At 59.1% G+C, this 15,883-nt stretch carries 8 protein-coding genes and 2 pseudogenes; 7 read left to right on the top strand and 3 right to left on the bottom strand.

The window, feature by feature from the left end; all coding sequences use genetic code 11:
- Positions 1–17 precede the first annotated feature (17 nt).
- Complete coding sequence (locus ALO43_RS07770; protein ID WP_024669333.1) at positions 18–4,070, bottom strand: CHASE domain-containing protein; 4,053 nt, start codon at positions 4,068–4,070, stop codon at positions 18–20.
- Positions 4,071–4,642: 572 nt separating this feature from the next.
- On the opposite strand from ALO43_RS07770, the gene ehuB reads away from it, so the two are divergent.
- The 4 genes and pseudogenes from ehuB to ALO43_RS07750 all read left to right on the top strand — a co-directional run bounded on the left by ehuB (position 4,643) and on the right by ALO43_RS07750 (position 7,691).
- Positions 4,643–5,515 carry an ectoine/hydroxyectoine ABC transporter substrate-binding protein EhuB gene (gene ehuB, locus ALO43_RS07765; protein WP_054997334.1) on the top strand — a complete coding sequence of 291 codons (873 nt, stop codon included), beginning with the start codon at positions 4,643–4,645 and terminating at the stop codon, positions 5,513–5,515.
- A gap of 55 nt (positions 5,516–5,570) precedes the next feature.
- Positions 5,571–6,248, top strand: a pseudogene (gene ehuC / locus ALO43_RS07760) (ectoine/hydroxyectoine ABC transporter permease subunit EhuC).
- Between the two features lie 2 nt (positions 6,249–6,250).
- Complete coding sequence (gene ehuD / locus ALO43_RS07755) at positions 6,251–6,901, top strand: ectoine/hydroxyectoine ABC transporter permease subunit EhuD (protein WP_005894169.1); 651 nt, start codon at positions 6,251–6,253, stop codon at positions 6,899–6,901.
- On the top strand, positions 6,894–7,691 hold the full coding sequence (locus ALO43_RS07750) for an amino acid ABC transporter ATP-binding protein (protein WP_024691142.1): 798 nt from the start codon (positions 6,894–6,896) through the stop codon (positions 7,689–7,691). The genes ehuD and ALO43_RS07750 overlap by 8 nt, the downstream gene beginning before the upstream one ends.
- A gap of 35 nt (positions 7,692–7,726) precedes the next feature.
- Here the strand turns inward: ALO43_RS07750 and ALO43_RS32075 are convergent, their stop codons facing one another.
- Together ALO43_RS32075 and ALO43_RS32070 are read right to left on the bottom strand one after the other, a co-directional pair.
- Positions 7,727–8,431 carry a methyl-accepting chemotaxis protein gene (locus ALO43_RS32075; protein WP_371903710.1) on the bottom strand — a complete coding sequence of 235 codons (705 nt, stop codon included), beginning with the start codon at positions 8,429–8,431 and terminating at the stop codon, positions 7,727–7,729.
- A gap of 198 nt (positions 8,432–8,629) precedes the next feature.
- A pseudogene (locus ALO43_RS32070) lies at positions 8,630–9,655 on the bottom strand (methyl-accepting chemotaxis protein); the annotation flags it as partial.
- Between the two features lie 333 nt (positions 9,656–9,988).
- Between ALO43_RS32070 and mexE the strand changes: the two are divergent.
- From mexE to ALO43_RS07730, 3 genes are read left to right on the top strand one after another with little or no spacing between them, the layout of a single operon-like run.
- A complete protein-coding gene (gene mexE / locus ALO43_RS07740; protein ID WP_005894165.1) occupies positions 9,989–11,227 on the top strand; it encodes a multidrug efflux RND transporter periplasmic adaptor subunit MexE in 1,239 nt (412 codons plus the stop codon).
- A 12-nt stretch (positions 11,228–11,239) separates the two neighbouring features.
- Entirely contained in the window at positions 11,240–14,431 is a 3,192-nt protein-coding gene (locus ALO43_RS07735; protein ID WP_024691143.1) for an efflux RND transporter permease subunit, read from the top strand.
- Entirely contained in the window at positions 14,431–15,828 is a 1,398-nt protein-coding gene (locus tag ALO43_RS07730) for an efflux transporter outer membrane subunit (protein WP_024691144.1), read from the top strand. Before ALO43_RS07735 ends, ALO43_RS07730 begins: the two co-directional genes overlap by 1 nt.
- Positions 15,829–15,883: the final 55 nt, after the last annotated feature.

Raw genomic sequence — 15,883 nt, 5'->3', positions numbered from 1 at the left:
GGTGGGAAAAGCTCCGTTCATAAGTCCGCCCGTTCGAGCAGTTGCAGCGCCTGTTCGAACTCCAGCCCTTCAATGGCCTGCCAAAGCTGCTCAACCAAGGCCTGTCCGGCCTGTTCGCGAAGAGCAGGCGCAGCTAGCGAAAACTGATCCAGTGCGGCGATATCACGGTTTTCGAGCAACTCACGTAGCGCTGAAAGCGCTTCTCGAGAGGTCTCGAGATCCGCATCGCTGTGCGGCATTGGCGTGATGTCCGGAAGTACCGAAGCACGCTCCTGCAACACCCGGAACGCTGCACTCAGGTCTCGCAGCGCCTGTTCCGGGTCATGGCCATCGCGCAGCAAGGTTTCCGCCAGACCGGCATGACGCCCCGTCTCGGTCGCGCCTAGCAGGTGCGCAGAGCCGCGCAGCTTATGCAGATCGGCAATTGTCTGAGCGGAGTTTTGCCGCGCACGCATCAGAATCTTTTCGCTTTCGCCAAACTCGACGAATTCGTTGAAAAAACGCCTCAGGGACGACAGAAACAAGGGCAGGTCATTGCCGAGCCGACCGGCGACTTCCTGGGTGTCGATACCCTCGATCACCGGCCATTCGGAATGTGCCGGTGCGTCCTGCACTATTGCGCCGACCGCTAGCGGAGCGCCTCTTACACGCTCGACAGCACGGCGTATTGCCCGGATCAAGGCTGCGGGGTCCAGAGGCTTGGTGAGGAAGTCATCCATACCCGCCAGCTCGGCCTGTCGCCGCTCTTCTGCCAGAGCACCTGCGGTCAACGCCAGCACAGGCAGACGGGTCAGGCCCAGCTCGTTGCGCAAGCGCCGCGTGGCTTCATAGCCATCCATTTCCGGCATCTGCACATCCATTAGCACAGCGTCGAAGAAGTCTGGCGTCTGACGTAGCCGTTCGAGGGCCAGAAACCCGTTGGTGCAGGTTTGTACCAAAGCGCCCTGTTGTTGCAGGAGCAGGCTGCCGACCTCCAGATTGATGTCGCTGTCGTCTACCAGCAGCAGGTTCAAGCCGCTGAGCCAAAGTGTCATGGACGTATCCAGGCGCGTGGCCTGAATGACTCGTTCGGTGCTGCCTTGGTACTTGGCGATGCAAGCATTTACCGCATTGAACAGTGCCGAGCTGTCCAGCGGCTTGAGCAATACCGTGTCAACCAGCGGACCCAACTCTGCCCACGCCTCGGACTGGGTGACCAGAATGATCGGGAGTGGCGTCGAGTCAATCAGACGTTTCACCTCCTCAACAGGCGGCCTTTGCCAGTCAACCAGCAGCACGTCCGGCACTGCAGCATTCCTCTGCTTACGCTCCTGCAAGGTGTTGTGCAGTGTCTGCTCGTCGGCGAGGCTGGTAACCCGCCAGCCCAGGCTGCGACATAGCCGCTGCAGCATCGCGGATGACGGCGCGTCGTCGCTGAGCAGCATGACCTCCAGACTGTTTCCGGTGCCTGACGGATCGACGTCACTCTGGCTGATCCGGAACGGCAATGACACCCAGAACTCACTGCCTGCACCAAGCTCGCTCTCTACCCCGACCCGACCTCCCATTTGCTCGGAGAGCCCGCGTACCACCGACAGACCCAGCCCGGTGCCACCAAACCTGCGCGTTGTAGAGGCGTCCGCTTGAGTAAAGGGAGAAAATAACTGACCAAGCACATCGGCCGGTATGCCGCAGCCCGTATCCTGCACAGACAAACGCAGCCAGCAGGTATCGGCAGTATCGCTTTCACAACTCACCGTCACATCGACGCCGCCCACGGTTGTGAACTTCAGCGCATTCCCGACCAGATTCATGAGGATCTGATTGACGCGCAATGCATCACCTATAAGCAAGCCAGGTAACGGGGTGACTACACTGACCGAAAAACGCAGACCTTTTTCCTGCGCCTGGGGTGAAAACAGCTCGCTCAACTCGTCGAACAGCAGCCGCGGGCTGAAAGGATTATTTTCCAGCCGCATCTCTCCCGCCTCGATTTTTGCGATGTCCAGAATATCGTTGATGATCCCCAGCAGTGACCTGCCGGCAATCTGCAACTTGGTCAGCAACTGGCGCTGCTGATCGTTCAAGGCAGTGTTATGCAGCAGATGGGAAATGCCGATCACGGCATTCATGGGGGTGCGGATTTCATGGCTCATGTTGGCCAGAAACAGGCTCTTGGCCGCATTGGCGGCCTCGGCGCTGGCTTTGGCTGCGTGCAGCTCGGCGTTGCGGTGCAGTCGCTCGGTGATGTCCTGAGCAATGCCAAGGTGCCCTATAACCTCTCCATCGGCAGTACGGATAGGCGTAACGATCATCGAGACGGGCACCGTCGTGCCGTCCCTGCGCACGTAGGTCCATTGTCGGGTTTCCGAACCTTCACGGTCCGCTTTGTAGAAAAATACGTCAATGCCTACGATTGAGGTGCCGTACTCACGGCTCAGCTCTGCGGAGCGCGCGGCCACTTCTTCAGGAAGGTGAAATACGCTCGGGTCCTTGCGCCTGACCATTTCCGAGTTGCCGTAGCCCAGCAGCAGTTCAGCCCCTCGATTGAACACAACGATCTGCCCTTGCGGATCGATAACGATGATCGAAACCTCCGAGGAAGCATCCAGCACCGCCTGTAGCAATCCGGCGACTCTGGAAAGCTCGGCAGTACGCTCACTGACTTGTTGCTCGAGTTGCGCGTTGAACTCAATGAGGTAGCGCTCGACGCGTTTGCGGTCAGTGATGTCGTGCATCATTTTCGCGGCACCGAGTATTGTGCCGTCCGCTTCGCGAATGAAGCTGCAGGTGATCGTCACATCAATCAGTTGACCGCTTTTGTGCAGGCGCTGGGTTTCCAGCGTCGAACCCAGCTCGCCACGCGCCACGCGTTTCAGCAGTTGTTCGTCTTCATGAACCAGCGGCGGCGGAACCAACAGCGGTGCCAGCGGGCTTCCTAGCACTTCGCCCTCGTCATAGCCGAACATCTGCTCGGCAGCACGGTTCCAGGTAATGATGCGCCCGTCCAGCGCCTCACCGATGATCGCATCGCTGGAATTTTCGACAATCGTCGCCAGCCTTGCCTGACCGGCGATGAACTGCTGCTTGCGTTGGCGAGACACCAACAGAGTGCCGACCAGCACCGTCAACATAAGGCTGACCAGCACGCCGATGATGAAGACCCTGCCCGCCGGGACCGGATCGAGAGCCACGACAAATTGTGGGTGGGCACCTACTTCCATGCGCCACACACGCCCATAGATTTCTCGCTCGAAAGCATAAGTCTGCAGGATTTCCGGCTCGGGACCGTTTTCCGGTGTCTGGTAGATCTGCTGCTTGCCCTCGCTGACGTCGTAGAGCCTGAGGTGCAGCCTGTGGTTCACCGGGTCCAGATTGCCCATCACCTCACGCATGGCCAGCGGCGCGTAAGTCCAGCCGATTAAAGAGGTTTCGCGCTGTGTGCTATCGGGCGGGGTTTCCGGAGTGATGTAAACCGGCAACATGAACAGAACCGAGCGCATGTGATCATCGTTGTTCTGCAACAGGGTGACAGGTGCCGACAGGGTTGCAGTCCCGGTAAGCATGGCCTGAATCGCCGCATTGCGGCGCCGCTCCTCAGACGCGATATCCAGCCCCGGTGCCTGGAGATTGCGGGCCAGAGGGTCGATGAACTGAACGATGAACCGGTCGCCCTGTTGGGTACCCAGTCGACTGATTTTAAAGTCCGGCATGCCATCAGCCCTGACACGCCTCACGAAATCGGCTTCTTCGCTGGCTGGTACCCGACGGATAAAACCAAAACCGCGCGCACCGGGGTACTCTTTCTCGATATCGCGGCCCTTGCTGTAGCGGCTTATCTGGCTACTGTTTACATGCGCCAGATCCAGCATATGAATGGCACCGCGCAGGCCGCGAAGGCGGTATTCATACACCCTGAGGCGCGCCTGCAAGTTATCGCCGATCCCCTCTCCGGCCTCTTTGAGCGCCTGCTCTACATGTGCATCAATCGACCTGGCCTGCTCATGACTGGCGATGTAGCTGACGCCTAGCCCGACCAACAAAACCAGAGCCATCCAGCTGGCGAGCCACGTAAAAGAGCTTTTCTTCATCAATCCGACACTCGTTTTCAATCATGACTGCTTTGGAGAGGGCCGTTTACGCAGCCTGCCCGCCTATCCATATGTGCGTGGCCGCGATCTCCAGCGTAGATCGTCCTTCACGACGCGCCAGTGGCTTTTGCAGTAGTGTTGGCTTGCGAGGTCAGATTGGGGCATTGCGGCGCACGCATGTTCCTCACTCACTGACAGAGATCACCACCCAATGACTCGATTTTCAGAATCCTCTGTCAGTCCTTTACTCATGCGCCCATAGCGCGATGCACACCGACAATCCAGTAACCGCCCCGCTTAGCCTTTAAGATTCGTCCATTGCCACAACCGTATCCCGAGCAGCACTCGTAAACCGTCTTGCGGCTATAGATAGATGATCGCGACCAGGCCGTTTTCAGAGCGCGTAAGGCCCTGAATAACGCATATGCATATTCATTATTGATATTTAGATTTATTTTTTAATAACTATAAGGTGCTTCCTTATACGAAACGCGCAGCGCTTTAGAACAGACTGCAAGAGCAGGCTCAGTGCCAACATGCCCGCCTCCCTCCACCTATTTCGAGCACGCGCAATGAAAGGCATCAAACTCTTGTCATCCCCAGTCCTGTTCGGCTCGGCCTTAGTGTTAAACGCCGCTCTGGCATTTCCGGCGCTCGCCGGTTTGCTGGAAAAAGGTCGCAGCGATGGCCTGACCGCAGGCATCGCCAACGAGCAGCCTTATGCCTACATTGGTACCGACGGCAAAGCCACAGGTGCCAATGTAGAGATACTGCGGGCTATTCTCGAACCGCTGGGCATCAAACAGATCGAGACGCCGATCACTGATTTCGGTTCTCTTGTGCCAGGGCTTGCAGCGGGTCGTTTCGATCTGATCGGTGCAGGCCTGTTCATCAACCCGAACCGCTGCAAGGTGATTGCATTCTCTAACCCGGTCACGCGATCCGGTGGTGCGTTTATCGTCAAAACCGGTAACCCGCTGAAGTTGCACAGCCTTAAAGATGTCGCCAGCAATGGCAAGGCGCGACTGGCTACGCAGCCAGGCAGCAATCAGGTTCAAGAAGCCAGGGACAGTGGCATCGCCACCACCAATGTCGTGTTGTTCGATAAAGACACCGATGCACTGGCTGCCTTGCAGGCCGGACGCGTGGACGTGGTGTATTTCCCGGACGCCGAAGTCATCAGCCTGATCAAGAAGACCAACAGTCCGGATATCGAGCGCGCTTTGCCGTTCGAACAGATCCCGGACGCCAGCGGCAAGCCGGGCTGGAATTACCATGCCTACGGTCTGCCGAAAAATGACCCGGCTTTCGAACAGGCTTTCAATGAGCAATTGGCCAAGCTACGGGCGTCCGGCGAACTGCTGAAAATTCTGCAGAAGTACGGTTACACCGAGAACGAACTGGCTGAGCCCGCCATTACCGCAGCCCAACGCTGCAACCCATGACAGGTGCGGCCTGCGGGCTGCCCCTCCAAGGCCTTAACCCACACGAGTACAGGCCATGCTTGTCGACCCTGAAACACTGGATACTGCCGGGTTTATAGCCAGACAACTGGCGCACGGCTCACTGGTTACGCTGCAGATCACCTTCTTCGCCGAGCTTCTGGTGCTGATGCTTTCCCTGATGATCGCCCTGATGCGCCTGTCGCCGATTCGGGTGTTGCGCTGGTTCGCCACAATTTATGTCGAAGTGCTGCGGGGTATTTCGGCGCTGGTGCTGCTGTTCTACCTGTTCTTCATCCTGCCGTTGTTCGGTGTTCGCCTGTAACCCATGACCACAGGCGTACTGGGCCTGGGCCTGACGTTTTCCGCCTATGGTTCGGAAATCATCCGTTCGGCACTGATCAATGTCAGCAAGGGCCAGCGCGATGCATTGCGGGCGCTGGACTTCGGGCCAGTGAACGCGTTCAGGCGAATCATCCTGCCACAGGCCCTGCCCTTCATGATTCCGCCGATGGGCAACCAACTGGTCGAGTTGCTGAAAACCACCTCGCTGGTTTCGCTCATCACCCTGACAGACCTGACCTTTACCGGCAGTCAACTGGTCACGACGCTGGGCCAGCAAACGCTGATATGGAGCATCGTCCTGATCTGCTACTTCGTCATGGCGTGGCCGCTTAGCTGGCTGGTCCGACGTTATGAACGACACGCAACCGCGTGGCGTCAGGTGAGAGACTGAACATGGAATTCGATATTGCATTCGCCTGGTCGATTTTGCCGGAGCTGTTTCAGGGTTTGCTGGTGACCGTGCAGGTGGTGGTGCTGGGTTTCATGCTGGCGGTGGTGTTGGGACTGGTTCTGGCACTGGCCCTGCGCTCGCAGGCGAAGCTCGTGCATTACCTGAGCAAGGGCTACCTGAGCTTTTTCCGTAACACGCCGCTGATGGTCCAGTTGTACGTGCTGTTCTTTGCGCTGCCGCTGGCAGGCATCACATTTCCGGCGATCACCACTGGCGTGATTGGCCTGGGGTGTTACTACGCAGCTTACATTGCCGAAGCGTATCGCGGCGCAATCGACGATATCCCTGCCGGGCAATGGGAAGCCGCCCGCGCACTGGACTTTGATCGTGGCGATACCTGGCGACGCCTCATCCTGCCGCAGGCATTGAAACCGATGCTGCCGGTGCTCGGTAATTACCTGATCGGCATGTTCAAGGAAACGCCACTGCTGGCAGTGATCACCATCCCCGAACTGTTTCAGGCGGCCAAGCAGATTGCTGGCATGACCTACCGCTACAACGAGCCGTACACAGTGATGGCGCTGATGTTCCTGGCGATCAGCGTGCCGACTTCGTTGCTGTTCAAATACCTGGAAAGGCGCACTCATGTCTGATCTCGCAAGCCCCGCCCTATCGTCCGTCACGACTGCGCAGATACAACTGAAACAAGTGGTCAAGGACTTCGGCAGCAACCGGATTATCGACCATCTGGACCTGACCATTCCGCAAGGTCAGAAAGTTGCGCTGATCGGCCCCAGCGGCTCGGGCAAATCCACTGTGCTGCGGCTGATCAAAGGGCTGGAAAACTATCAGCACGGCAGCATTGAAGTTGCTGGCGAGCAGGTGCCGGCGCGCAAGGGGCGTTGGCACTGGCCAGGATCACGCAGAGCCCCGGTGATTCATCGGGTGGGGATGGTGTTCCAGCAGTTCAACCTCTTCCCGCATCTCACCGTGCAGGAAAACATCACCGAAGCACCATTGCGCGTGCTCCGGCTTTCTCGCGAGGAGGCGCTTGAACGCGCGCATCAATATCTCGGGCTGGTGGGGCTTGCACATAAAGCCGACGCATACCCCAGCCAGCTCTCCGGTGGTCAGCAACAACGTGTGGCGATTGCCAGGGCATTGGCCATGCGCCCGCAGATCATGCTGTTCGATGAGGTGACCTCGGCGCTGGACCCGGAACTTGTCGGGGAAGTCCTGGCCGTGATTCGCTCGATTGCCCATGAGTTTCAGATGACTATGCTGCTGGTGACCCACGAAATGAAGTTTGCCCAGGACATCGCTGACCGGGTCTTATTCATGGAGGGCGGCCGAATTGTGGCGGATGGCTCAGCCAGCGATATCCTGCTGAACCCAAAGAATGAACGAACGCGACGCTTTCTGCAGTTGGTGGAGCAACGCTGACCTTCAGCGCTGCTCCCGTTTACGCATAACGATTGTCAGATCCGGAAGCGCGCAACCATCTCCTGCAAATTGCTGCCCAGGCGCGCCAGTTCTACGGTAGACGCAGCGCTTTGCTCGGTCGCTGTCGCCGACTGGTCGGCAATGTCTCGCACGCTGATAACACTGCGATTGATTTCATCGGTCACCGCGCTTTGCTCTTCGGCGGCAGCGGAAATCTGCTGACTCATCTGTTCGATGGTGCCGATAGAGTGAGTGATCTCGACCAGCGCCTGTTCGGCCTGACGGGCCAGTTCCACGGTGCCTTCAGTGCGTTGACGGCTGGCGTCCATCAGATCCGAAGCGGCTCCGGTGCCCTGCTGCAATGCCTGAATCAACGCTTCGATTTCTGTGGTCGATTTTTGCGTGCGCTGGGCCAGCGAGCGCACTTCATCGGCCACTACGGCGAACCCGCGTCCCTGCTCGCCAGCGCGTGCAGCTTCAATAGCGGCATTCAGCGCCAGCAGGTTGGTCTGTTCAGCAACCGCCTTGATGACGTCGATCACGCCACCGATCTTGTCACTGTCCTGAATCAGCCGCTGCATGGCCTGCCCCAACTGCCCTACTTCACCCGCCAACTGGCTGATTTCGCGAGTGGCATGCTGCACCACGCTGCTACCGTGGGCGGCACGCTCACTTGCCTGCCTGGCAGCTTGCGAGGCATCTTCGGTGTTCTGAGCCACTTCCTGCACGGTAGACGCCATCTGGTTCATGGCCGTTGCAACCTGGTCTACCTCCAGTTTCTGTTGAGTGACGCCAGCACTGGTCTGTTCACTGACCGCCGAAAGCTCCTCGGCTGCCGTGGCAATCTGGGTCACACCGCCGCTGATACCGCCAATCAGCGCACGCAGCGATACGGTCATGTGCTGCATGGTGTTCTGCAGCAGGCCCAGTTCGTCCTGGCGAGTGGTGCTGATGTCGTTGGTCAGATCGCCGTCAGCGATACGCCGCGCAGCGATCACCGTAGAGTCCAGAGGACGCGTGATCTGGCGAGTAATCAGGATGGCTGCGAAGATGCCCAGCAAAAGAACGATCAGGGCTACGGTGAGCAACTGGGTCACTGCACTGTCTTTTTCGTTGTTTGCACTGATCACCTGACCCGCCATCAACCCATCGGAGCTTTTGACTATGTCCAGCGACTGCTGGCGCAGTGTGTCGCGGAACTGGTCGTTCTGTTGCATTAGTTGGGAAATGGAAACCATCAGCGACTTGTACTGCTGCAAGGCCGCAAGGGCAGCATCCACCGCCGGACCGGCTTTGTTCGGCAACTGGGTACGCGCGCTGCCCGCCTGGGTAATCAGAGAGTCTGCTGCGTCGAAGGTGATCTGCTTGTTTTCGGCGGTAGGAATACTGATATAGCGACGGAACACCAGGCGGAAGTTGGTCATGCCATTGCGCAAGTCACCGGCAACCTTGACCTGATCGATAGCGTTCTGATCAAGCGAGCGTGAGGCGTCTTCGAAGGTCTTTTGCAGAAGCGTTTCGAAACTGCCGCTGACTTGCTCGGAAATGGTAATCAACGGCTGCATGGCCTGGTCGATTTTCTGGCTGTTGTCCGCCAACTGGCCGAACGTCTGCCTGAGGCCGCCCGCCTGATCACGGATGCCCCGGAGCTTATCGGCGTTGACCGGCACGGTCAGAATCTTCAGACCGTTCTCGATGGTCTTGCCGAGGTCGTCGAGAGCAGCGATATAACCCTGCTGGGTGCTTGCGTCAGGTTTTGCCGTGTAGGTCTGCGCAGCGATCCTCAAGCTCAGCGCATCTGCTTTTACTTCAGCTACCCTGGACGCCTTGCCCAGTCGCTCGATCAGCAGGTTGGTGCTGAGGTAGCCAATAGTGGTCACCGTCAGTACGCCGAGCAGGATGAGGCCGAAGCCCAGACTGAGTTTTTTGCTGACGTTCAAGTTGTCCAGCCATGTCGATTTCATCAAATTTTGCCTTGGTATTTATCGTGATACCCAAGGATCGACGCCGGGCCGGACAACTTGATAGTCGTGGCGATTGCAAGAATTCATCACCCATATAGCAATATGCCATGTTCTTTTTTAGCCAGTGATGCGCTATCCAGATACGGTGCCAGCTCGTGTTGCACTCGTCATGCGCGGGGGTGAAACTCATGAACATGCTGATTTGGATCGCCGGTTGACTGGCCTGTGACCGTGCATCATTGCGGGTGATAGTAACCTTCGATTTATTCGATTCGTTAATAACACCCCCCGCCAACAGAATCCGCCCATTCACTATTCTCGGCGGAACTTCCCATGCCCCAGACAATCAGCCAGCTGCGCTTCCCCCTCACTGCCATCGCTCTCATCGTGATCAGTGCGTGTGGCAAGACGTCAGAAGCCCCTGCAGCGCCCGGCGCAGCCAAAGTCACCGTCGCCAAGGTCTTGGAGCAGCCGGTCAACGAGTGGGATGAGTTCACTGGACGTCTCGAGGCACCGGAAACCGTCGAAGTTCGCCCTCGGGTGTCTGGCCAGATCGATCATGTCGCCTTCACCGACGGTTCGCTGGTCAAGAAAGGTGATCTGCTGTTCCAGATCGACCCTCGCCCCTTCCAGTCGGAAGTCCGTCGCCTCGAAGCCCAACTGCAACAGGCCAGAGCTGTTGCATCACGCAGCGACAGCGAAGCCCAGCGCGGTGAGCGTCTGCGCAGCAACAATGCGATCTCCGCAGAACTGGCCGACTCACGTACGACATCGGCGGCGGAAGCCAAGGCCGGTGTCGCAGCCATCCAGGCACAACTGGACCTGGCCCGACTGAACCTCAGCTTCACCCGCGTGACCGCGCCGATTGCAGGCCGCGTAAGCCGGGCCGAAATTACCGCCGGCAATATTGTCACCGCCGATGTCACCGCACTGACCAGCGTGGTTTCTACCGACAAGGTCTATGCCTACTTCGACGCTGACGAACGCGTGTTCCTCAAGTACACCGAACTCGCCCGCAAGGGCCAGCGTGGCCAGACCACTCCGGTCTACCTCGGCCTGTCCAATGAAAGCGGCAACCCGCACTTGGGGCAGATGAACTTTGTCGACAACCAGGTCAACCCGAGGACCGGCACCATTCGCGGTCGTGCCGTGTTCGATAACGCTGACGGCGGCTTCACCCCTGGCCTCTATGCACGTCTGAAGCTGGTCGGCAGTGGTACTTACTCAGCCGTGCTGATCAACGATGAAGCGGTGGGCACCGATCTGGGCAAGAAATTCGTGCTGGTGATGGACAAGGACAACAAACCCGCCTATCGCGCGGTCGAACTGGGCCCGAAAATCGAGGGCTTGCGCATCGTGCGTAACGGGCTGGGTAAGGACGACACCATCGTCGTCAAAGGCTTGCAGCGTGTACGTCCCGGCCAGCCTGTGGACCCGGAAGTGACGCCGATGGCCAGCGCCGAGACCCTCGCCGCCCTGCTCAAACAACGCCAGGCGCTCGACGCCAGCAACCAGCCAAAAGTGACGCCAAAACCGGCCAATATCGCCAGCGCAACTGCGCCACGCGGCTAAGGGACTCGTCCGATGAACTTCTCCAAATTCTTTATCTCACGGCCGATCTTTGCCGCAGTGCTGTCGCTGCTGATCCTGATCGCCGGTGCAATATCGCTGTTCAAGCTGCCTATCAGCGAATACCCGGAAGTGGTGCCGCCGACGGTGGTGGTACGTGCCAATTTCCCCGGCGCCAACCCCAAGGTCATCGGCGAAACCGTCGCTTCGCCGCTGGAGCAAGCCATTACCGGTGTAGAAGGCATGCTCTACATGTCCTCGCAGGCCACCGCCGACGGCAAGCTGACCCTGACCATCACCTTCGCGCTGGGCACTGACCTGGACAACGCGCAGGTGCAAGTGCAGAACCGTGTGACTCGCAGCGAGCCGAAGCTGCCAGAAGAAGTGACACGCATCGGTATTACCGTGGACAAGGCCTCCCCTGACCTGACCATGGTCGTGCATTTGACGTCACCGGACAAACGCTACGACATGCTGTACCTGTCCAACTACGCGGTGCTCAACATCAAGGACGAGCTGGCGCGGCTGGGCGGTGTCGGTGATGTGCAGTTGTTCGGCATGGGCGACTACTCGCTGCGCGTGTGGCTCGACCCGAACAAGACCGCTTCTCGCAATCTGACCGCGACTGATGTGGTCAACGCAATCCGCGAACAGAACCGCCAGGTCGCGGCAGGCCAGTTGGGCTCACCCCCTTCGCCGAATGCCACCAGCTTCCAGATGTCGATCAACACTCAAGGGCGTCTGGTCAGCGAAGAAGAGTTCGAAAACGTGGTGGTTCGCGCAGGTGCAGACGGCGAGATCACGCGCCTGAAGGACATCGCACGTATCGAACTCGGTTCCAGCCAGTACGCGTTACGCTCCCTGCTCAATAACCAGCCTGCGGTGGCGATCCCGATCTTCCAGCGCCCAGGCTCCAACGCCATCGATATCTCCAACGATGTTCGGGCGCGAATGGCCGAGTTGAAGAAGAGCTTCCCCGAAGGCATGGACTACAGCATTGTCTATGACCCGACCATCTTCGTACGTGGCTCTATCGAGGCTGTGATCCACACGCTGTTCGAGGCCCTGATTCTCGTTGTCCTGGTAGTGATTCTGTTCCTGCAAACCTGGCGCGCCTCGATCATCCCGTTGGTGGCAGTACCGGTTTCGCTGATCGGCACGTTCGCCGTGATGCACATGTTCGGATTTTCGCTGAACGCGCTGTCATTGTTCGGGCTGGTGCTGGCAATCGGTATCGTGGTGGACGATGCGATTGTGGTGGTGGAGAACGTCGAGCGTAACATCGAACTGGGGCTTGAACCGGTCGCAGCCACCCACAAGGCGATGGCCGAAGTGACGGGGCCGATCATCGCTACAGCACTTGTGCTGTGTGCCGTGTTCGTACCGGCAGCGTTCATCTCCGGGCTCACGGGGCAGTTCTACAAACAGTTCGCGCTGACCATCGCCATCTCCACTGTTATCTCGGCGTTCAATTCGCTGACCCTGTCGCCGGCACTGGCCGCCGTTCTGCTCAAAGGTCATGACGCGCCCAAGGACCGCTTCTCGCGTTTCCTCGACAAAATGCTTGGCGGCTGGTTGTTCCGCCCGTTCAACCGCTTCTTCGAAAAAGCCAGTCATGGTTATGTAGGCACTGTCGCTCGGGTCATTCGCAGCAGCGGCATTGCCTTGCTGGTGTACGCGGGGCTTATGGTTCTGACCTGGGTGGGTTTTGTCAGCACACCGACCGGCTTCGTCCCCAGTCAGGACAAGCAATACCTGGTTGCATTTGCCCAGTTGCCGGACGCCGCCAGCCTCGACCGTACCGAGGACGTCATCAAGCGCATGTCGGAACTGGCCCTCAAGCAGCCAGGCGTGCAGGACGCAATTGCCTTCCCCGGCCTGTCGATCAATGGGTTCACCAACAGTCCCAACAACGGCGTGGTATTCGTGACCCTCAAGCCGTTCGATGAACGCAAGGACGCCAGCTTGTCGGCAAACGCCATCGCAGGCGCCCTGAACGGCCAGTTCGCGTCTATTCAAGAAGCCTACATGGCGATCTTCCCGCCTCCGCCGGTACAAGGACTGGGCACTATCGGTGGCTTCCGCCTGCAGATCGAGGACCGTGGCAACCTGGGTTATGACGAGCTGTACAAGGAAACCCAGAACGTCATTGCCAAGAGCCGCAGCGTGCCGGAACTGGCGGGGCTGTTTACCAGCTACACCGTCAACGTGCCGCAAGTCGACGCCGCGATCGACCGCGAAAAGGCCAAGACCCACGGCGTGGCAGTCAGCGATATCTTCGACACCCTGCAGGTGTACCTGGGCTCGCTGTATGCCAACGACTTCAACCGGTTCGGCCGCACCTATCAGGTCAACGTTCAGGCCGAGCAGCAGTTCCGCCAGGACGCCGACCAGATCGGCCAGCTCAAGGTGCGCAACAACCTCGGAGAAATGATCCCGCTGGCGACCTTCGTCAAGGTCAGTGACACCGCCGGCCCTGACCGGGTCATGCACTACAACGGCTTTATCACGGCCGAGATCAATGGTGCTGCAGCGCCAGGGTATAGCTCTGGTCAGGCCCAGGCAGCAGTGGAAAAACTGCTGCGTGAGGAACTGCCCACCGGCATGGTCTACGAGTGGACCGACCTGACCTATCAGCAGATCCTTTCGGGCAACACTGCGCTGTTCGTATTCCCGCTCTGTGTGTTGCTGGCGTTTCTGGTGCTGGCGGCTCAGTACGAAAGCTGGAGCCTGCCACTGGCGGTAATCCTGATCGTACCTATGACCCTGCTTTCGGCAATTGCCGGGATAATGATTGCCGGCAGCGATAACAACATCTTTACCCAGATCGGGCTGATCGTACTGGTGGGCCTGGCGTGCAAGAACGCGATTCTGATCGTCGAGTTCGCCAAGGACAAACAGGCTGAGGGCATGAGCCCGCTGGACGCCGTACTGGAAGCCTGCCGCCTGCGGCTGCGTCCGATCCTGATGACTTCGTTCGCGTTCATCATGGGCGTCGTGCCTCTGGTGCTGTCCAGCGGTGCAGGCGCCGAAATGCGCCATGCGATGGGGGTCGCAGTGTTCTCCGGGATGCTGGGCGTGACCTTCTTCGGGCTGCTGCTGACGCCGGTGTTCTACGTGCTGATCCGTAATTACGTCGAGCGCAAGGAGGCCCGCAAGGCCACCCGTGCACAGACTCTGCAAAACCTGCCCGCGGAGACGCATTGATGAGCGCATTTAAACTCTTCGCCCCGAGCCTGCTGGTCCTGGCGCTGGCAGCCTGTGCCGTCGGCCCGGACTACAAGGCGCCGGAAACGGCGCCGGCCAAGCTGGAATCCGCAGCTCAGGGCAACTATGACCGCAGCAAGGTCAACACCCTGTGGTGGCAGCAATTCGAGGACCCTACCCTCAACAGGCTGGTGACCCGGTCGCTGGACGGCAACCGCGACCTGCGTGTCGCCTTTGCCCGCCTCAAGTCTGCACGGGCCATTCGCGATGACGTCGCCAACGACGTCATGCCGGTGGTGACCAGCCGCGCCAGCAGCGACATCGGCAAGGGTCAGCAGCCCGGCATCACCGAGCGACGCGTCAACAGCGAGCGCTATGACCTGGGCCTCGATATGGCTTGGGAAGTGGATCTGTTCGGGCGTATCCAGCGCCAACTGGAAGCCAGCGATGCCGACCAGGATGCGGCAGAAGCCAATCTGTATCAGCTTCAGGTAACGCTGATTGCCGAAGTGGTGGACGCCTACGGACAACTGCGGGGGGCGCAATTGCGTGAAGCCATCGCCAAGGACAACCTGACCAACCAGCAGAAGTCTCAGGACATCACCACTCAACTGCGCGATGCCGGAGTCGGTAACGAACTGGATGTGATGCGTTCCGATGCGCGCCTGGCAGCGGTAGAAGCAACGGTTCCGCAATTGCAGGCCGAACAGGCTCGCCAGCGCCATCGCATTGCGACGCTGCTGGGTGAGCGTCCGGAAAGCCTCAGTGTGGACTTGAGCCCCAGCAAGCTGCCGGCGATCGCCAAGGCCTTGCCGATCGGCGACGCTACACAGGTGCTGCGCAATCGTCCCGATGTGCGCGCGGCCGAACGTCAGCTGGCCGCGTCCACCGCACGCATCGGTGTCGCGACTGCCGACCTGTTTCCCCGCGTCAGTCTCAGCGGCTTTCTGGGCTTTACCGCAGGACGTGGTTCGCAGATAGGCTCGTCCGCCGCCAGAGCCTGGTCGCTGGGCCCGAGTATCACGTGGGCAGCCTTCGACCTGGGCAGCGTCCGGGCGCAGATTCGCAGCGCTGATGCGGATGCCGAAGGCGCGCTGGCCAACTACGAGCAACAGGTATTGCTTGCGCTTGAGGAGTCGGAAAACGCATTCAGCGATTACAACAAACGCCAGCAACGCCTGGTGGCCCTGATGCGCCAGAGCGAATCGAGCCGCGCTGCTGCCAGACTGGCATCGGTGCAGTACCGCGAAGGCACCGCAGATTTTCTTGTGTTACTGGATGCGGAGCGTGAACGTCTGGCGGCCGAAGACTCTCAGGCTCAGGCAGAAATCGACCTTTACCGTGGCATTGTGGCGATTTACAAGGCATTGGGCGGTGGTTGGCAGCCTCAAGCCTGACCTGACAGCGCCAACACAGCCCCGCACTCCTTCCAGGACGCGGGGCTTTTTTTCG

Source organism: Pseudomonas tremae, assembly GCF_001401155.1.
Lineage (GTDB): Bacteria > Pseudomonadota > Gammaproteobacteria > Pseudomonadales > Pseudomonadaceae > Aquipseudomonas > Aquipseudomonas tremae.
Note: the sequence above shows the minus strand (reverse complement) of the source record. Positions and strands in the feature narration are given on the sequence as shown.